Source organism: Bradyrhizobium sp. 45 (assembly GCF_023073155.1).
GTDB lineage: Bacteria > Pseudomonadota > Alphaproteobacteria > Rhizobiales > Xanthobacteraceae > Bradyrhizobium > Bradyrhizobium canariense_D.
Genome location: NZ_JADPIX010000028.1, coordinates 98,866 through 117,561 on the forward strand (window position 1 = coordinate 98,866; position 18,696 = coordinate 117,561).

Sequence of the window (18,696 nt, forward strand, 5' to 3'; positions counted from 1 at the left end):
GGTGACCTCGATCAGTTGCGGCGGTGAGCGTTGAGGCGGTGCTCAACGAAGAGCGAGTAGCGTGACATTCCAAAGCAGAAGATGAAGTAGATGATCCCGGCGAAGGCGAACCCTGTGAAAGCGGTCGATGGCGACGACCATTTCGGATCCGAGAACGACGCCCGCAGCGAGCCGAGGAGATCGAACAGCGCCACGATCGAGACCAGCGAAGTGTCCTTGAACAGCGAGATGAAGCTGTTGACGAGGTTCGGAATGACGTGGCGTAGCGCCTGCGGCAGCACGATCAGCGAGGTCGTCTTCCACCAGGACAGCCCCAATGCCGCGGCCGCCTCGCCCTGCCCGCGCGGGATAGCAGCCAGCCCGCCGCGGACGTTCTCGGCCTGATAGGCGCCCGTGAACAGAGAGATTCCAATCAGCGCACGCACGAGACCATCGACCGTGAAATTGCCCGGCAGAAACAGCGGCAGCATGTAGGTGGCAAAGAACAGCACGGTGATCAGCGGCACGCCGCGCCAGAACTCGATGAAGGCGATCGAGAAGATCCGGATCAACGGAATGGTCGAGCGGCGGCCAAGCGCCAGCGCAATGCCGATCGGCAGCGAGGTGACGATGCCGGTGACGGAGACCACCAGCGTCACCAGAAGTCCGCCCCACAGGTTCGTCTGCACGATCGGCAGTCCGCCGTGATCGAGCCCCATCAGCTTGATCACGATTGCGATGGCGGCGAAGGTGACGATGCTGGATGTGAGGGCCCGCCCCCCGGTGCGGAGGCCGCCGCCGAGAACGAAGGCGATCAGTGAGACGATCGCGGCAGTGATGGCGAAATCGGCCCAGACCGACTGGCCTGTCCCCTGCAACTGGTCACGCAGCCAGGTCAGCGGAAAGATCAGCCAGTAGATCGCGGTACCCACGAGCACGATGACATTGCCGACGACCCACAACAGCGGTGCGGCAGAGGAGGTCTTGCCGAGACCGAGCAGAGCCTGCCCAGCGCCGATGATGCTGTCGTCGAACAATTGCAGCAGGTCAGCGGTCCAGCTCAGGCCAAATCCCTTGATGCCGCCGCCATGCAGCAGAAAGAATGCGACCACCGGAAACGCAAGGAAGAACAGGCCAGCGTTCAATCCTTTCGACGGCAGTCGCGGAATGAGCAACGGCACCAACAGGACTACTGACAACACGAGCGTGAGGTTGACCCGCCAGCGTTCGGCTTCGGGGTAGAAGCCGTAGATCAGTTGCGGCAGCTTGGCCTGGATGTAGGGCCAGCAGGCGCCGACCGTAAAGCCGGCGTTCTCGGCGAGGCAGGCCGTGCGATCCTTGCCGGTCCAGACTGCATCGACCATCAGGAATTTGACGGAAGGAATGATGGTGAACCAGAGCAGCAAGGCGCCGACGATCGTGAGCAGGATGTTGGTCGGCGAGTTGAACAGGCGCGTCCGCACCAGGCCGACGAAGCCCGTGGTCTTCACCGGCGCGGGACGCTCATCCAGAAGATCCCGGCGAACGAAACTGGACGAGGTGATATCGCTCATGCGCCGAGACTCCGGCTGACGCGCCAACCGTAGACGCTCATGACGGCGCTGGTGATCAGCGAGATCAGGAGATACACGCCCATCGTCATGGCGATGATCTCGATGGCCTGCCCGGTCTGGCTCAGCGACGTGCCGGCGAACACGGAGACGAGGTCGGGATAGCCGATCGCGACGGCCAGCGACGAATTCTTGGTGAGATTGAGGTACTGGTTGGTCAGCGGCGGAACGATGACGCGCATCGCCTGCGGCACGACGACCAAGCGCAGCGTGGTGCCGCGGCTCAGGCCCAGCGACGATCCCGCCTCCATCTGTCCGCTGTGGACGGAGAGGATGCCCGCGCGCACGATCTCGGCAATGAAGGCGGCCGTATAGGTCGACAAGGCCAACGTGAGCGCCACGAACTCCGGGATGATCCGCGAGCCACCGGCGAAATTGAAACCCTTGAGCTGCGGCAGCTCGAAGCTGAAGGGCAGACCCGCTACCAGCATGGTGACGAGCGGCAGTCCGAACAGCAGGCCCAGCATATAGGGCCAGATCCGGATCACCTGACCCCGCTCGAACAGCGCCCGGCGCGCATGGATGCGCAACGCCACCGAAGCCACAATGCCGAGGGCCAGCACCGCCAGAAACGCCTCGAAGCCGCTCTCGCCGATCGGGCGGGGAATGACGAGACCGCGATTGCTGACGAAAGCTATGCCGAGCAGCGAAATGCTCTGTCGTGGATTGGGCAAGGCCGCGAGCACCGCCAGGTACCAGAACAGGATCTGGAATAGCAGCGGCAAGTTGCGGATGATCTCGACATAAATTTCGCCAATGCGCGCGAGCAGCCAGTTGGGCGACAGCCGGCACAGCGCGACGATGAAGCCGATCAAGGTGGCGAACACAATGCCCACCACCGAGACCACGAGCGTGTTGAGGAGCCCGACCAGGAATACGCGCAGGAACGTGTCCGAGCCGGTATACGAGATCAGCGTCTGATTGACGTCGAAACCGGCGTTGTTCGCGAGGAAGCCGAAGCCGGCGGCAATATGCTGGTTCTCGAGGTTGGCGCGGGCGTTGGAGACGATTTCATAGGCAATCCAGCCCAGGATCGCAGCGAAGGCAAACTGGACGGCGATGCCGTTCCAGCCTGTCTTGCCCCCCAGCACCCGCCTGATCTTCAGCGCGATCTGGGGCGGGGGTTTGCGAGCCTCGATGCTCATCGCCGCGAGCGCGGGTCAGGCCGGATCAGCGGATCGGCGGGGCGTATTGGAGACCGCCCTTGTTCCAGAGATTGTTGAGACCCCGATTGATACCGAGCGGCGAGCCTGCGCCGACATTGCGGTCGAACACTTCGCCGTAATTGCCGACGGCCTTCACGATGCGCACCACCCAATCCTTGCTTATGCCGAGCTGTTCACCGAAATTGCCATCGGTACCCAGAACGCGCTTCAGTTCAGGATTTTCCCCTTTCGCCTTTTCGTCGACGTTTTTCGCGGTCACGCCGAGCTCTTCGGCGGTGATCATGGCAAACAGCGTCCATTTCACGATGTCGAACCATTGGTCGTCGCCGTGGCGCACCATCGGACCGAGCGGCTCCTTCGAGATGATTTCCGGGAGCACCATGTGATCGCCGGGATTGGCAAGCTTCAGGCGGTTGGCGTACAGGCCCGACTGGTCGGTGGTGAAGACGTCGCAGCGCCCGGCCTCGTAGGCCTTGACCGTTTCGTCGTTGGTGCCGAACGCGATCACCTCGTACTTCATGTTGTTGGCCTTGAAGTAGTCGGCGAGATTCTGCTCGGTCGTGGTGCCGGTCTGGACGCAGACCGACGCGCTGTTGAGCTCGAGCGCCGAGTTCACCTTGAGCGACTTCTTCACCATGAAGCCCTGCCCGTCATAATAGGTCACGCCGGTGAAGTTGGCGCCGAGCGAGGTGTCGCGCGAGATGGTCCAGGTGGTGTTGCGCGACAGCACGTCGACTTCGCCGGATTGCAGCGCCGTGAAACGGTCCTTGGCGGAGAGCGGCACGTATTTGACCCTGGTCGGATCGTTGAAGATCGCCCCGGCGATCGCGCGGCAGACGTCGACATCAAGCCCGGTCCAGTTGCCCTTGTCGTCCGGCGAGGAGAAGCCGGGCAGGCCCTGGCTGACACCGCAGGACAGCATGCCGCGGTCCTTGACGGTCTTGAGCGTTTGCGCATCGGCGGCTTGGGCAGTCAGGCCGGCGGCAAGAGCGAGAGAGAGAGCCAGGGTTACGCGTTTCATGGGCTTTGGGCCTTTCAAAGTCGTCTCAAGGTCAGGAACGTTGTCTTTGCGATCGCCTCTGCCAGGGCTAGCCGTCTCAAGATCAGCCCTGCAAGAGTCATGCTGGAAATCCTTGCCGATCACCCGCCGATCCCGGGAGGCCCTGCCTTAATCCCCGCCGACAGGCGCCCGCCGTTACGGCTGTGGCGCTAGGTCCGGTCAGGCGATGGATCGATGGTCGCGGCAGGCCCCTCAACATGCGGCGACTGAATAGCACCTGCGATAACAGAACGACTGGCGTGCCGGGTCAAGGGGTTGACGGGACTCTTCTGTGTTCTGTTATTAACGACAGCGGCCTTTCGGCCAGCCCGCCGGCGCAGCGCGCCTCGTGGAAACGCGCTTTTGAAAGCAGACGCATGGATTCCTCACACCCCTCCGAGCAGCATGCCGAGACCCGATTGGTCACCTCCGGCCGCGACACCAAGGCGCAGAAGGGGTTCATCAACCCGCCCGTCTTCCACGGCTCGACCGTGCTCTATCCGACCGCCGAGGACCTGCACGCCCATCGCGGCGAGTTCCAGTACGGCCGGCACGGCACGCCGACGACCCGCGCGTTCCAGGAGACCCTGACGGCGCTGGAGGGGCCGCAATGCGCCGGCGTCGGCATCGTGCCGTCTGGGCTGTCGGCGATCTCGACCACCCTGCTCTCGGTGCTGAAGGCCGGCGACCACATCCTGGTCTGCGACAACGTCTATCGGCCCTCGCGCAATTTCTGCAACGGCATGCTCACCCGCTACGGCGTCGAGACCACCTACTTCGATCCGATGATCGGCGCCGGCATCGACAAGCTGTTCAGGCCCAACACAAGTGCCGTTCTGGTCGAGGCGCCCGGCTCGCAGTCGTTCGAGATGCCAGACATCCGCGCCATCGCCGAGGTCGCGCATGGGCGCGGCGCGCTCGTCATCGACGACAACACCTGGGCGACGCCGCTCTATCACCGCTCGCTCGAACAGGGCGTCGACATCAGCATGCAGGCCGCCACCAAATATATCGGCGGCCATTCCGACATCATGTTCGGCACCATCTCGGCCAATGCCAAGGCCTGGCCGCAGATCGCCGAAGGCATCCGCCTGCTCGGCGTTTGCGCCGGTCCCGATGACGTCTTCCTGGCACTGCGCGGCCTGCGTACGCTGTCGGTGCGGCTGGCGCAGCATCATCGCTCCGGGCTCGACATGGCGCGCTGGCTTGCGAGCCGTCCCGAGGTCGCGCGCGTGCTGCATCCGGCGCTCGAGACTGATCCCGGCCATGCGATCTGGAAGCGCGACTTCACGGGCGCGTCGGGCCTGTTCAGCATCGTCCTGAAGCCGGCGCCACAGAAGGCGGTCGACATCATGCTCGATACGCTCAAACTGTTCGGCATGGGCTTCTCCTGGGGCGGCTTCGAGAGCCTGGTGATTCCCTTCGATTGCGACGCCTATCGCACCGCGACCAAGTGGGCGCCGGGCGGCCCCACCCTGCGTCTGCATATCGGGCTCGAAAGCGTCGACGACCTCAAGGCCGACCTCGATCGCGGCTTCGCTGCCCTCAAGGCAGCAATGTGAGGCTGCTCACAAGGCATCGCGCCGCGGGACGCGCCAACGCGCACCGGGGGGACGTGCATAAGCCGCAAACGTTAACGCCGACGCGCCAACAAATGGTTTGAACCTCAAGCATTTGGCGCTAGCCTCACCAATCGACTCCAATCCGGACACGGAGCATGGGAACGTTGGTACTGCTCGATCTGATGGGCGGCGTGGCGCTGTTGCTGTGGGGCCTGCACATGGTCCACAGCGGGATTCTGCGCGCCTTTGGCCCCGACCTGCGACGGCTGCTCGGCAAGGCGCTTGGAAATCGCTTCAACGCGTTTGCCGCCGGTCTCGGGCTGACAGCGCTGCTCCAGAGCAGCACCGCGACCGCGCTGCTCACGAGCTCGTTCGCAGCCGAGGGCCTGCTCAGCCTGGTCACCGCACTGGCGATCATGCTCGGCGCCAATGTCGGCACGACGTTGATCGTGCAGGTGCTGTCGTTCAACATCGCCGCCGTCGCGCCGGTCCTGTTCGTGCTCGGACTGGTCGCCTTCCGCGTGGGTCCGCGCTCGCGGATCAAGGATGTCGGCCGTGTCTTGATCGGTCTCGGACTGATGCTGCTGTCGCTGCACATCCTGCTCGACACGCTGGCGCCAGCCGAGAACGCACCGGGCGTCCGCGTCGTGATGTCCTCCATCACGGGGGATCCCGTTCTGTGCATCGTGATCGCGGCGCTCGTCACCTGGGCGGTGCATTCGAGCGTCGCCAGCGTGCTGCTGATCATGTCACTCGCCTATTCGCAGTTCGTCTCGCCTTACGCGGCGCTCGCACTGGTGCTTGGCGCCAATCTCGGCAGCGCCATCAATCCCGTATTCGAAGGCGCCAAGCGTGACGATCCCGCCAGCTATCGCTTGCCGGTGGGCAATCTCGTCAATCGCGTGATCGGCATCGCCCTGGTCCTGCCCTTCCTGGGCCCGATCGCCGAGCACATGCACGCCTGGCAGCCTGATCTGGCCAGGATGACGGCGGCGTTTCATATCGCCTTCAACGTCGGCACGGCCGTCATCTTCATCGGGCTGCTCGATACCATGTCGCGCTTGTTGACCCGGCTCCTGCCCGATCGTGTTCAGGAGGCCGATCCGGCCCGGCCGCGCTATCTCGACGAGACCGCGCTGGAATCGCCGTCGCTGGCGCTGGCCGATGCGGGCCGCGAAACCCTGCGCATGGGCGATCTCGTCGAGATCATGCTGCGCAAGGTGATGGCGGCGATGATGAGCGGCGACCGCGCGCTGGTCGACCAGGTCTCGAAGATGGACAATATCGTCGACGGCCTCGACGAAGCCATCAAGCTCTACGTGACCAAACTCATGCGCGGCAGCCTCGACGAGAGCGAGGGCCGGCGCGCCATGGAGATCATTTCCTTCGCCATCAATCTGGAACATATCGGCGACATCATCGACAAGAGCCTGAGCGAGCTCGCGACCAAGAAGATCAAGCGCCGCTTTCAGTTCTCGCCCGAGGGCGCCGAGGAGCTCGCCGCCTTCCACAAGCGCACGATGGATTCGCTGCGCATCGCCTTTGGCGTCTTCATGTCGGGCGACGCCAACGAGGCACGCAAGCTGCTGGTGGAGAAGACGGCGCTGCGCAACACCGAGCTTGCCGCCGTCGAGCGCCACCTCGATCGCCTCCGCGAGGGCCGTCCCGAGACCATCGAAACCACGTCGCTGCATCTCGACGTGCTGCGGGACCTGCGCCGCATCCACTCGCATATCTGCTCGGTCGCCTACCCCGTGCTCGACGCGGCTGGCGAGCCCCATCGCAGGACCGAGACGGAGACCGCCGCCCTCCCCGCGTCGGGAGCAGCCTCGGCGCTGCCGCGCTAGTCGCCTCGGATCAGCGCTCCAGCGTCTTCGAGCCGCGGCCGCGGTTCTTGATGATCAGCATGATGTTGCGGATATAGATGATGGTCGCGAGCGCCTGGCCGAGGATGATGACAGGCTCGCGCTTGACGACGCCATAGACCAGCGTCATCAGCCCGCCGCCCATGGAGCAGAACCAGAACGCCATCGGCACTACGCTGTTGCCGGCGCGCTCGCTCGCGATCCACTGCACCAGGAAACGCGCCGTGAAGAACAACTGCGCGACGAGGCCGAACGCGAGCCAGAAGTCGAACTTGGCGACGAAGACGTCGTAGAAATAATTGCTCAGCGCCTGACCGTATTGGATGATCATGCCGTCACCTCAGTCACATCTGGCGTCGGCTTCTTGCGGCGGATCAGCCACCACACGCCCACGAGATCCATGATGCCGATCCACAGCCGGTCGAAGAACCCGTAGTTTGACACGCCGGAGCGGCGCGGACGGTCGATCACGTCGACATAGGCGATCTCGTAGCCCTCGCGGCGCACCAGCGCCGGCAGGAAGCGATGCAGCCCGTCGAAATAGGGCATCATCAGGAACACCTCGCGCCGGAACGCCTTCAGGCCGCAGCCGGTGTCGCGCGTACCGTCCTTCAGGATAGCGTTGCGGACGCCGTTGGCGACGCGCGACTGGAACTTCTTGAAGCCGGTATCCTTGCGGCCGACGCGTTGTCCGGCGGCAAGTCCGACCTTGCTTCCGTTCTCGACAGCCGAAATCAAGTCCGGCAGGAAGGCCGGATTGTTCTGGCCGTCGCCGTCGAGCGTCGCCACGATCGCGCCGCGTGCCGCACGCACCCCGCTGCGCACGGCCGCGGATTGGCCGCCTGATCTGGCATGGCGCAGCTGGCGCAGATTGTCCCGCTGCTTCATGACCGCGCCAAGCCGTTCGCCGGTCGCGTCCGTCGAACCGTCATTGACGTAGATGATCTCATAGGCCCAGCGGCCGTCGAGCGCCGCGCCGATCTCCTCGATCAGCGGCACGATGTTGTCGGCTTCGTTGCGCACGGGAACGACGATGGAAACCGAGGGCTGGAAAACCGAAGGCTGGGACGACAAATCGAAGCTCGTGGTTGGAATTGGCTTGGCTCGGGAACCGGCGGTCCCGGCAGGCAGCCGCTTTTATGGGGCGGATGCCCCGTGGGCAACCCTTTTGAGGCGGCCCGAGACCGCCCCTGCAAGAGGCACAATGGTGCCGTCGGCACGGATGGCAAAGCCGAGCCTGCGGGCCGCGAACCAGTAGCGCACCGCCAAGGCGCCGACCAAGCCGACCAGGGCGCCGGCCACCACGTCACTCGGGTGGTGCGCAAGCAGCACCAGTCGCGTTAGCAGGATCACGATAGCGTAAGTGAACATGAACACGCGCAGGCGCGGCCACAGCGCCGAGACCGCGAACGCCAGCGCGAACGCCGTCACCGCATGACCCGACGGCAGGCTGGCATAGGCCCCGGTCCCCTCGAACGGCACGAAGTTGAACGGATTGGCTTTGCCGCCGACGAACGGACGTCCTCGACCGATAAGATATTTCAGGATCTCGGCGACGAATACGGGCACGGCAACAGACAAAAACATGAACTGCAGCCGCGTGCCGAGGCCGAGCAGAAGCGCGCGGCTGGTGCCGTGCAATCCCGCCGCAACCAGCGCCAGGACCACCAGCAGGCCCCCGAGCACCGAGAGCACATACTCGTCCTTGCCGAAATCGGTAAGGATGCGGATCGGCCACAGTCCGGGCGCGCCACGTGCCGGCATCAGCTGGATCTCGGTCAGGTCGAACACGACCATCAGCGCGATGACCAGGGCTGCACCTGCAGCACTCAGCCAAAGCGAATGCCGCGCCAGCTTTCGCGCGGCCTCGGCGCGGCGCGAATGCGAGGGCGTGCGCACGAGCTGTGCCAGGGCGCGCCCCGAGAGCGTGAGCAATTGTGCGGGATAGCTCGCGCGCGGCGAGATGTCGGTTGGTGCCGACATCCTACTCGGTGCCTTCCGAGCGGAAGATCGAGATCGAGATCGCGCGCCCTTGCGAGAAATTGTAGCCGTCGATGCGGGTGCCAACCTTGTAGCGCAGCCCGATCGCCTCGGCGCGCTGCACGAAGCTGCGCTCCGAACGCTGCTCGATCAGCGCGAAACGGCAGCTCCCCTGCCGCAGGAAATCCGCCGCACCCGAACCGTCGGTGAGCAGCGTCTGCGTACCCGTCAGGAAGACCAGGCTCGGCTCGTGATAGCCGGCCGCGGCCGCCTTCGGGCCCACGCAGGTGACGTTGCGAAGCGCGCGTGCGATCTCGATGCTCGGAAACAGCGGCGTCAGCGACGGCAGCACGATGCCGTAGACCGTTAGCGCGAGCATCAGGGCTGCGACCAGCGCGTTGAGCAGCGAGCGCTCGGCGTGATTGTTGTCGTGAAGCCACCAGGCGAACAGGCCGAAGATCAGCGAGGCCGCGATGAACGGCCATGCCACGAAAGCAGGCTGCCGCGTCAGCATCACCGCGCCGACGACCGCGATGATCGAGCCGCCAACGGGGATCGCGAACCACCAGGCCGAGCCGCGCATCAGCCAGGACCACGATAGCACGCGCCGCTCGAGCGCGCCCGCGGTGAGGATCGCGATCGCAGGATACAGCGGCAGCACGTAATGCGGCAGCTTGGTCAGCACCACCTCGAACACGATCCAGGATGGGACCAGCCAGGCCAGCAGGAATTGCGCACCGGGCTCGCGCCGCGCGCGCCAGACCGCAGGCGCCGCCATCGCCGCAAGCGGCGCGCCGGGCCAGAACGTGATCCAGAACAGCGCCAGATACAGTCCGGGCGGCGCGCCGTGGGATTCCTGCGCGCCCAACTTGCTCAGCATATCGCCGCCGACGGAATCGGCGAAGAAGGCATCGCCGGCGCGCCAGAAGATCGCGACGAACCAGGGCAGCACCAGCACCAGCATCCACATCAGGCCCCAGAGCGGGCGCAACTTCCATAGCCAGGAGGCATCGCGGTCCTGGATCGCGAGCGCGACGATGGTCAGGCCCGCGAACATCAGGATCAGCGGGCCCTTGATCAGGATGCCGACAGCGAGAGCCGTCCAGAAGATCGCGGGCCAGCTCCAGGGCGGATGGGTCTCGTCCTCGGCGCGTTGCCAGGACAGATAGGCCCGCGCCATCGCGCCCATCGCGGCGACCACGCAGAACAGCAGCATCGCGTCGGTCTTCGCAAGCCGCGCCTCGACGCCAAGCAGCACCGAGGCGCACATCAGAAGTGCTGCAAGCACTGCGGCGCGCCGCGTGACGAAGCCGAGCGCCGCCCAATAGGTCATGAGCACGGCACCGATGGCGCCGATCAGCGACGGCAGCCGATAGACCCAGATCCGCAACTCGGCCTTCGGCAGACCGAGCGCCGATGCCGTCTCGACTGCGGCCGATTGCAGCCAGTAGATCCCGACCGGCTTCTTATAGCGGACGTCCTCCTGGAAACGGATGTCGACATAATCGCCGCTCTCGACCATCTGCTTGGTGGCTTGCGCAAAGCGCGCCTCGTCGCGGTCAACCGGCGGAATCGTGAAGAAGCCCGGCAGGAATAGCAGCAGCGCGCACAACAACAGGAAGCTCACCGCGCGGACGTGGCTGGCCGTGGCGATGTCGAACATGGAGACGAGCCGGCTGCCCGGATTCACCGGGGATTTCGGCTCGCGGGGAGCTCCAAAACGGGGTGTTGGATAGGTCTCGGCCATCGGTTCCGCTTACGCTGAAACCGCCATCGCCACAACCGCTTGAGGCAGGGTCACTGAATTCGAATGACAACTGTGTCCGCGGCGCCCGTGGCATCGATGACGGTCAGCCGCGCAAAGCCCGGACCGGGCGGATCGATCAGCCGCTGGCGCCGTCCGTCGATCTCGCCCTGCGCCGTTCCGTTAACCATGACGGTCATGGGCAGAACGCCGCCGGCGACCTTGACCGGCATGGCTGCGCCGCCCTCGCCACCTGAGCGATCGACGTCGATCCGCGAGCCGTTCAGCGGAAACTGGATGTGCAGGGCCTGCTCGCCCCCGGTCCGCACCAGATCCCCGAGCGGGCGGAACCGCCTCAAGGGCAACGGCAGCTTGGCGTTGCTGGCCACGAGAGTTCCTTTCGGCGGCTTCGGCAACGGCAGGAGCGTCTTGCCGGTGCGGGCGAAGGCGTCGAACAGGATCGGCGCGGCGGCAACCCGACCGATCAGGCCCGGAACCGGCGCGCCATCGGGCCGGCCGACCCAGACGCCGATGGTCATGCGCCCGTCGAAGCCCATCGACCAAGCGTCGCGGTAGCCATAGGAGGTGCCGGTCTTGAAGGCGATGCGGTTGTGGGCCGCGTTCTCCGGCGGCGGGGTACCGAGCAGCACGTTGCCGACCTGCCAGGCCGCGACCTGATCGAGCAGCCGCAGCGGCTCGCGGTCGTCCCTGTCGCTCATGATCTCGCGCAACGGCCTGGTGGTGCCGAGCCGGGCGAAGCCTGCATAGAGCTGGGCGAGGTCCTGCAGCGTCACGCCGACGCCGCCAAGGCCCATGGCCAATCCCGGCGCCTCGTCCTTGGGCAGAACCAGATTGCCACCGGCCTGACGCAGCCGCGAGGCCAGCCGGCTCGCGCCGACGCGGTCGAGCAGCACGATCGCGGGCACGTTTAACGACAGCTGCAGCGCCTTCTTCACCGGCACCGTGCCCTGAAACGTCATGTCGAAATTTTCCGGCGCGTAGGAGCCGAAGCGCACGGGCCGATCGTCGATCAGACTGTCCGGATGAACAAAACCGTCCTCGAAGGCCAGCCCGTAGATGAAGGGTTTCAGCGTCGAGCCCGGCGAGCGGATGGCGCGGGTCATGTCGACCTGCCCTGCCCGGCGCTCGTCGAAATAATCGGCCGAGCCGACGCGCGCGAGCACGTCGCCGCTCTCATTGTCGACGACGATGATGCCGACCGAGATGTTCGGCCCCAACGCAATGGCACGATCGCGCGCTAGCGGCTCCAGCACCTTCTGGAGGGTGGCATCGAGCGTCAGCTTGATGACTGGCGCGTCCTTGACCGTCGCAAGCGCCGCATCGGAGGCGTGCGGCGCCAGGATCGGCATCGGCTTGCGCAGTTTCGGCACAGGAACGGCTTTCGCCTGCTTCGCATCGTCGAGGCTGATCTGTTGCTCCTCGACCATGCGGTCGAGCACGCGGTCACGCGCTTTGCGCGCCGCATCGGGATAGCGATCGAGCCTGCGGGTCTCCGGCGATTGAGGCAGCGCGACCAGCAACGCGGCTTCAGCCAGCGACAACCGCTTCGGCTCCTTGCCGAGATAGGCGATCGAGGCAGCGCGAATGCCCTCGAGATTGCCGCCGTAAGGCGCGAGCGCCAGATAGAGGTCGAGGATCTGCTCCTTGCTCAAGCTGCGCTCGATCTCGATCGCACGCACGATCTGCCGCAGCTTTGCATGGAGCGAGCGCTGCCGCCGAGGCTCCATCAGCCGCGCGAGCTGCATCGAGATGGTCGAGCCGCCCGAGACGATGTGGCCGCGCGTCGCAAGCTGAAACGCAGCGCGCCCCAGCGCCACCGGGTCGATGCCGTCATGTGCGTAAAAGCGCTGGTCCTCGTAGGCGAGCAGCAGCTTCAGATAGGTCGGATCGACGTTCGTTTTTGTCTCGACCGGTAGCCGCCAGCGTCCATCCGCCATCGCATAGGCGCGCAGCAGCTTGCCATTCCGATCGACGATGGTGGTGGAAACCTGGCGGGCGTCGTCGAAAGGCAGCGGACCGAGGGAGTAAACCCACGCGACGACGCCGACGATGGTGAGGATGAGCGAGAATGCCAGCGCGGAGAGGACACGCGGGCCCCTGCCCCTTGCTCCGTTATGGCCGGGCTTGTCCCGGCCATCCACGTTCTTGCCTCTCGCACCAAAGTCCGTGGATGCCCGGGACAAGCCCGGGCATGACGGCGGAGCATGTGGCTCCTTGTCGCTCATCCCATCACCACTCACTTCGCCGCCCGCACCTCGACCGTGCCGGTGCCGGTGCGGCCGTAGCGCGAGGGATTGTACATGTCCTCGACATAGGCCTGCGGCAGCACGTATTTGCCCGGTGAGACCACACGCACGACGTAGGCCACCGTGAAGACCGCCTTCGAATCCGAGGCCCGATCGACGGCAGCCGTGAAGCGATCGTCGCGGAACTCGGTATCTTCGGGCTCTTCGCCATCCTCGATCCAGCCCAGCGTGCCGCTGTCGCCCGACGACACCAGTTTTGGATTGTCGATTTCCAGGCCGGCCGGCAGATAGTCGGACACCATGATGTGGCCGTATTCGGGCTTGGCCTCGGTGATCTTCAGCACCACGGCGAAGCGGTCGTTCTGCTTGACCTTGCTGATATCGGCGGGCTTGCCGTCGAGCGTGAAGAAACTGCGCTCGATCTTGAAGCCGTTCGATGCCGCGGGCTCAGGCGTCACCGGCGACCCCGACACCGAGACCACCGCCTGCACCGGCGCGTCTCCGGTGTTGGTGATCTTCAGCGGCTTGCCTTCCAGAGTGGCGGCCTTGTAGCTGCGGTACAGCGCGGTCTTGACCGGCTGGCCGTCCACCTCCATCGACAGATTCTCCTTGGCGAGCGCGCGCGCCGCCAGCACCAGCCACGCATTTTCCTGCGTGGAGGTGTAGGGCGTCAGCCCGCGCGCAGTCTCGACCCGCGACACCGCCTGCGTCAGCGTTGCCTTCGGCGCGTTGCCTTCACTGGCAAGCGACACCAGCGCTGCGGCATCGCGGAGCTGCGAGCCGTAGTCGGTGCGGCCGAACTCCAGCACCGGCTTTGGGGCGAGACTGTCGAGGGCTGCGCCATAGACCCGCTCCGCGCGGTTGCGGTCACCGACCAGCGCGAGCGCCGCGGCGAGCTGCGATTTCGCGATGGGAGTGGCGAGGTTGCTCAGCTTGGTGTCGGCGAGATAGCGGAGGTCGCCGATCGGCGCCGCGCCGTTGCGCGCCAGCACATAGAGGCCGTAGGCGAGATCGCGGCCGCCGTCCTTCTCCGGCTCGTTGCCGTTGACGACCGAGTTGCGGATGCGGTCGAGCGCGGTCTTGAACAGCACATCCGGCACCACAAAGCCCTTTTCGCGGGCGCGAGTCAGGAAGTCCGTCACATACGCGTCCAGCCAGGAATCGTCACCGCCTGCCGACCACAGCCCGAACGAGCCGTTCGAGCCCTGGCGGGCCAGCAGCCGCTCGATGGCGTCGCGGATGCGCTGGTCGACCTCGGTGTCCATGGCCAGGTGCGCACCGGCCGCGAGCTCGTTGACATAGAGCAACGGCATGGCGCGGCTGGTGATCTGCTCCGAGCAGCCATAGGGATAGCGGTCAAGTGCTTTGAGGATCGTCGCCGCATCGAGCGCAGTGGACAGGCTGGCCGAGACCGAGACGCTACCGGTGCCCGGCACGAGATCGGCGAACATATCCGAGGTCAACGTCAGGCTCTCACCCTTCGCCAGCGTCCGGATCGAGCGCCGCGCCAGCACTTGCGTCGCCGCCTTGACGTCGAGCGCATAATGGCGCGCCAGCGCCAGGCCATTCGGCCCCTTGATGTCGACGTCGAGTGTCGCCTGCCCCGCCGCCGTCGCGTCGATGGCGAGCGTGAACGAATTCCGCTGCTTGGCGGCAAGCTTGACCGTGGTCGCGGGATTGCCGGTCATTCTCACCGGCCCGCCGGTCTTCACGTTGATGACGTAATCGCCGGCCTGCCCCTCGACATTGTCGATCTCGAGATTGACCGTGCCGTGGTCGCCGTTGAGCAGGAAGCGCGGCAAGGTCGTGGTCAGCACGACAGGGTCGCGGATCACCACGTCCGTGTTGGCGCGACCGAGCTTGGTCGCGGTCCACGCCACCGCCATCACGCGCGCGGTGCCGGCGAACTCCGGAACGTCGAAGCTCACTTCGGCCGTGCCGTCGGCGGCAACGGTGACGATGCCCGAATAGAGCGCGAGCGGCTTTTGCGCGGGCGGCGAGCCCTGGAGCTCGGCGGCACCGGCGTCGCCGCCGGACTTGATCTGCCCGCGCGTGCCCGACATGCCGTCGATGAGTTGCCCATAGAGATCGCGGATCTCCGCGCTCAGGCGGCGCTGGCCGAGATAATAGTCGTCCGGCGCCGGCGGCTTGTAATTGGTGAGGTTGAGGATGCCGACGTCGACCGCGGCGATCACGATCTTGGCGTCCTCGCCCGGATTGAGCCCGTCGAGCTTGACGGGGATCTTCAGCAACCCATTCGGCCGGATCAGAGCCGGCGGCGTCAGCTTCACTTGCAACGTGCGGGTCTGCTTGTCGATGCCGAACCATTTGAGTCCGATCGCCCGGCCCGGCATGCGTTGCGCGGCCGCATCGAGCGGACGGCGCAGCGTTGCCACCACATAGGCGCCGGTGCCCCAGTCCTTGCCGACCGGGAGCTTCACCTGGGCGGTGCCTTCCTTGACGTTGATGGTCTGCGTCGTCAGCAGGCGATCGCCGAGCACGTTGACCGTCAGCTTGCCGGCGCTGCGGACGTTGACCGACACGATCATCGTGTCGCCCGAGGCGTATTGCGGCTTGTCGATCGAGGTCTCCAGGAGGTCCGGCGTGTCGGCGCTGCCGTCGGAATACCAGCCGACGTCGAACTGTACCGAGGTCACGGGCCCGTCGGCGTCGTTCGACTTCACGTCCAACCGGTAGCGGCCGGGCTGTGGGGTCATCGAAATCCGCGACGGCTTGTCCGCAGCGACGGTCACGTCGCCGTCAGAGACGCGCGAGGTCGATTTGACCGGCTCGTACTCCCAGTAATTGCTCTGGCGATACCATTGGTAGCGCGACTCCATCTTCAGGAGCTCGTAGCGCAGGCCGTCGCGGCGAAGCCTCTCACCCTCGGGCGAGACGAACACAACATCGAACTCGGCCTTGTCGCCCTCGGCGACGTTCTTGTCGCCGAATAGCGGCTTGATGCCGATCATCGCGGCAGCAGGCGCGACCGGCAGCACGATCTTGCGCTCGACGGCGCGGCCGCCGGCCTCGACCATGCGGACGAAGATCTGCGCCTCCTGCGGCCGCGTCGAGGCCGGCTGCTTGTCGAGCGTGACCGGGAAGGTCGCAACGCCGTTGGCGTCGGCTTCCGGCAGGTTCTCCAGCGGCGTGCGCTCGTTCGAGGTGGTCTCCTCGTCGGCGACGCCGAACTGGTAACCGGCGAAGCCCGGCCGCTCGGACGCGGGCGCGACCAGCATGTCGCCTTCGAGCGCTAGCCCCGAGGCCGGCGCGCCATAGAGGAAATGACCGTCCGCCTTAAGCTCCACTGGAGCGTTAGCTTTGATCAGCTTGTCCTTGGCAGACAAGTCGAATTCGATCCGATCGGGGACGTAGTCCTCGACCATGAAAGTGGTCTCGCCGACCGAAGAGCCCTTCGGATCGGTGAAGGCGCGCACCCGCCAGGTCCCGGTCGGGACGGCCGAGTTGAGCGGCACCGACAAGGTGCGCCCGCCCGCGCCCTGGTCGGACAGCACGGCGCGGCGGAATTCGACGCCATCAGGACGCTCGATCACCAGGGTCATCGGCCCGCCGGTGACGGCGTTGCCCTGCCCGTCGCGCAACAGCGCGGTGAGATAGACGGTCTCGCTGGAGCGGTAGACGCCGCGCTCGGCATAGACGAAAGCGTCGGCGCCCGCAGGCACGGCCCTGCCCGAAACGCCGCGGTCCGACAGGTCGAAGGCGGAGGACTTGAGGCTGAGGAAGGCATAGTCGGCCTTCTCGCCGGTCACGGTGAGCATCGCCGGCGACAGGCCGCCATCGCCACCCGCAAGCCCCGCCTCGAACAGCACATGGCCGCTCTCATCGGTCTTGCGGGTGGCCAGGATCTCGTTGTTGCGCGCGACCAGCCGCACCTCGGCTTTGCCGACCGGATCGGTCGAGGCCAGCGAATTCACGAAGACATGGATGCCGTCATTGCCGGAATAGGCCGTGACGCCGAAATCGGAGACGATGAACCATTGGGTGGCGAGCTGATAGTCGTCGTCCGAGCCCGGCCCCTTGGCCGCGGCCGTCATCACATAGACGCCGGGCTGGAGTTCACCAAGCGCCTGGTCGACCGGGAATGCCGTGGTGACGTCCTGGTTGAGCGTCATCGCGGTGGCAACCTCGCCGGTCCAGACTTTCACGCCGCGCTCGCCGCCGAGATCGCTGAGCTGGTATTTCGACAGGGTCTTCTGGAAATCGCTGTCGACCACCGTGTTGATCAAATTGCGGTCGCCGATCCGGAACACGTTGATGTTGACGGCTGGCGTGTTGACGCTGACGACGGGAATGCCGCGCTGGCCCGTCCTCGGCAGCACATAGGCGCGGCTGGTGAAGCGCACGAAGGGCTTGCGGTCGCGCACATAGACGTTGAACTCGGCCGATTTCGGAAGGCCTTCCTTCACGCTGGACGGCAGGCCGGCGCGCAAATTGATGTTGTAGCGCTCGCCATGCTTCAGCCCGTCGACGCAGAGCTGCTTGGCCTCGGCCGACAGGGCCGGCTTGTCCTGGCCGGCCAGCGCGAGGTACGGCGCGAAATCGGTGCGTTTTGCCAACTCCTCCGAGAACTGGAAGCAGGCGCGCGGACTGGCGGAGTCCGAGTCCACGGTGTAGTCGAGCAGCCGAAAACCGTGCTCGTCGCGCATCTTCTCATATTGGCCGCGGACGTCGGCGACCTCGCGCATGTCGAGCGACAGCCGCAGAGCATCCAGCGCCGACCGCCACAGCTTGCGTTCGGAAAGAGACTTGCCGAGCACCGCGAGCGCGTCGGCCTCCTCGCCCGCATTCCCGGCGCGCTGGTAGGCGATGTAGGCGGCGGTCGAGGCGCGCTCCAGCAGGAACGTCTGCTCGCTCGAGCTCTTCGGCGATATCTGGAAGATGACCTTTGCCAGCCGCAACCAGTTGCCGGCGTCCTCCGGCGTGGTCGCCGCGATCTGGCCGAGCACCGACAGGCCGGTGCGATAGTCGTTGCGCCGGAAGGCAGCATCGGCGTCGGTGCGCAAGCTCGCGCCGGTCTTGGCGACCGGCCCCGCCTCGCCCTTGATCTGCGCCTCCAGCTTGATCGCGGAATCGGCGAGGTCGTCCCGCTTGAAGGCTTTGTCGGCGGCCTGCGCGACGCTAAGGCCGAACGCCAGCGTGGCGCAGAGTGTGACGGCGCGAACAAGACCGATCATGGATGGACTCCCGGAAATCGCGGACGAACGCCGCTTGTCGCATGAAATGCGCGGAAAGGTGACGGACTCAAGGCGATGGAACCAAAGGTGCAAACCGTCGCATTCGCCATGACAAGGCACGCCCAGAGGAGACCGATCAAGCTACCGCCGCGCACGCCGTCCTGATGGCGCAGCAATATCCGACCAGTCGTCCGGCGGCCGTGTCCCGGAAGCTGATCAGCATTCCCGGCGATGTGATCCATCGTCCAGTCTGCTGCCGCTCAACCCGGCACCCTGACACCCCACCGTT

At 65.6% G+C, this 18,696-nt stretch carries 11 protein-coding genes; 2 read left to right on the forward strand and 9 right to left on the reverse strand.

The annotated features are described in order from the left end of the window. Positions 1-11: 11 nt before the first annotated feature. The 3 genes from IVB42_RS04660 to IVB42_RS04670 are packed head-to-tail and all read right to left on the reverse strand — an operon-like array spanning position 12 to position 3,776. Complete coding sequence (locus IVB42_RS04660; RefSeq protein ID WP_018457790.1) at positions 12-1,532, reverse strand: amino acid ABC transporter permease; 1,521 nt, start codon at positions 1,530-1,532, stop codon at positions 12-14. Next, entirely contained in the window at positions 1,529-2,734 is a 1,206-nt protein-coding gene (locus IVB42_RS04665; RefSeq protein WP_085394800.1) for an ABC transporter permease subunit, read from the reverse strand. The genes IVB42_RS04660 and IVB42_RS04665 overlap by 4 nt, the downstream gene beginning before the upstream one ends. Before the next feature lie 25 nt (positions 2,735-2,759). Next, positions 2,760-3,776, reverse strand: coding sequence for an amino acid ABC transporter substrate-binding protein (locus tag IVB42_RS04670; protein ID WP_247296790.1), 1,017 nt, complete (start codon positions 3,774-3,776; stop codon positions 2,760-2,762). Positions 3,777-4,171: 395 nt separating this feature from the next. Between IVB42_RS04670 and metC the strand changes: the two genes are divergently transcribed. Continuing rightward, a complete protein-coding gene (metC, locus tag IVB42_RS04675) occupies positions 4,172-5,356 on the forward strand; it encodes a cystathionine beta-lyase (RefSeq protein WP_247296791.1) in 1,185 nt (394 codons plus the stop codon). A gap of 155 nt (positions 5,357-5,511) precedes the next feature. After that, on the forward strand, positions 5,512-7,203 hold the full coding sequence (locus IVB42_RS04680) for a Na/Pi cotransporter family protein (protein ID WP_247296794.1): 1,692 nt from the start codon (positions 5,512-5,514) through the stop codon (positions 7,201-7,203). A gap of 10 nt (positions 7,204-7,213) precedes the next feature. On the opposite strand, the gene IVB42_RS04685 is transcribed toward IVB42_RS04680, so the two are convergent. From IVB42_RS04685 to IVB42_RS04710, 6 genes are all read right to left on the reverse strand, one after another. Next, complete coding sequence (locus IVB42_RS04685; RefSeq protein ID WP_247296796.1) at positions 7,214-7,552, reverse strand: lipid-A-disaccharide synthase N-terminal domain-containing protein; 339 nt, start codon at positions 7,550-7,552, stop codon at positions 7,214-7,216. After that, a complete protein-coding gene (locus IVB42_RS04690) occupies positions 7,549-8,295 on the reverse strand; it encodes a glycosyltransferase family 2 protein (RefSeq protein ID WP_018457785.1) in 747 nt (248 codons plus the stop codon). The genes IVB42_RS04685 and IVB42_RS04690 overlap by 4 nt, the downstream gene beginning before the upstream one ends. A gap of 63 nt (positions 8,296-8,358) precedes the next feature. Further along, positions 8,359-9,204, reverse strand: coding sequence for a phosphatase PAP2 family protein (locus IVB42_RS04695; RefSeq protein ID WP_247296797.1), 846 nt, complete (start codon positions 9,202-9,204; stop codon positions 8,359-8,361). Position 9,205: 1 nt separating this feature from the next. Further along, complete coding sequence (locus IVB42_RS04700; RefSeq protein ID WP_247469778.1) at positions 9,206-10,948, reverse strand: glycosyltransferase family 39 protein; 1,743 nt, start codon at positions 10,946-10,948, stop codon at positions 9,206-9,208. A 50-nt stretch (positions 10,949-10,998) separates the two neighbouring features. Next, on the reverse strand, positions 10,999-13,107 hold the full coding sequence (gene pbpC / locus IVB42_RS04705) for a penicillin-binding protein 1C (RefSeq protein ID WP_247296802.1): 2,109 nt from the start codon (positions 13,105-13,107) through the stop codon (positions 10,999-11,001). 95 nt (positions 13,108-13,202) lie between these two features. Next, positions 13,203-18,407: an alpha-2-macroglobulin gene (locus IVB42_RS04710; RefSeq protein WP_247469780.1), complete on the reverse strand. Its 5,205-nt coding sequence runs from the start codon at positions 18,405-18,407 to the stop codon at positions 13,203-13,205. Positions 18,408-18,696 lie beyond the last annotated feature (289 nt).

Excerpts from the sequence above, each read along its gene's own strand:
- IVB42_RS04700 (WP_247469778.1), bottom strand. The coding sequence starts at position 10,948 with ATGGCCGAGACCTATCCAACACCCCGTTTTGGAGCTCCCCGCGAGCCG.
- IVB42_RS04680 (WP_247296794.1), top strand. The coding sequence starts at position 5,512 with ATGGGAACGTTGGTACTGCTCGATCTGATGGGCGGCGTGGCGCTGTTG.
- IVB42_RS04670 (WP_247296790.1), bottom strand. The coding sequence starts at position 3,776 with ATGAAACGCGTAACCCTGGCTCTCTCTCTCGCTCTTGCCGCCGGCCTG.
- metC (WP_247296791.1), top strand. The coding sequence starts at position 4,172 with ATGGATTCCTCACACCCCTCCGAGCAGCATGCCGAGACCCGATTGGTC.
- IVB42_RS04695 (WP_247296797.1), bottom strand. The coding sequence starts at position 9,204 with ATGTCGGCACCAACCGACATCTCGCCGCGCGCGAGCTATCCCGCACAA.
- IVB42_RS04710 (WP_247469780.1), bottom strand. The coding sequence starts at position 18,407 with ATGATCGGTCTTGTTCGCGCCGTCACACTCTGCGCCACGCTGGCGTTC.
- IVB42_RS04660 (WP_018457790.1), bottom strand. The coding sequence starts at position 1,532 with ATGAGCGATATCACCTCGTCCAGTTTCGTTCGCCGGGATCTTCTGGAT.
- IVB42_RS04665 (WP_085394800.1), bottom strand. The coding sequence starts at position 2,734 with ATGAGCATCGAGGCTCGCAAACCCCCGCCCCAGATCGCGCTGAAGATC.
- IVB42_RS04685 (WP_247296796.1), bottom strand. The coding sequence starts at position 7,552 with ATGATCATCCAATACGGTCAGGCGCTGAGCAATTATTTCTACGACGTC.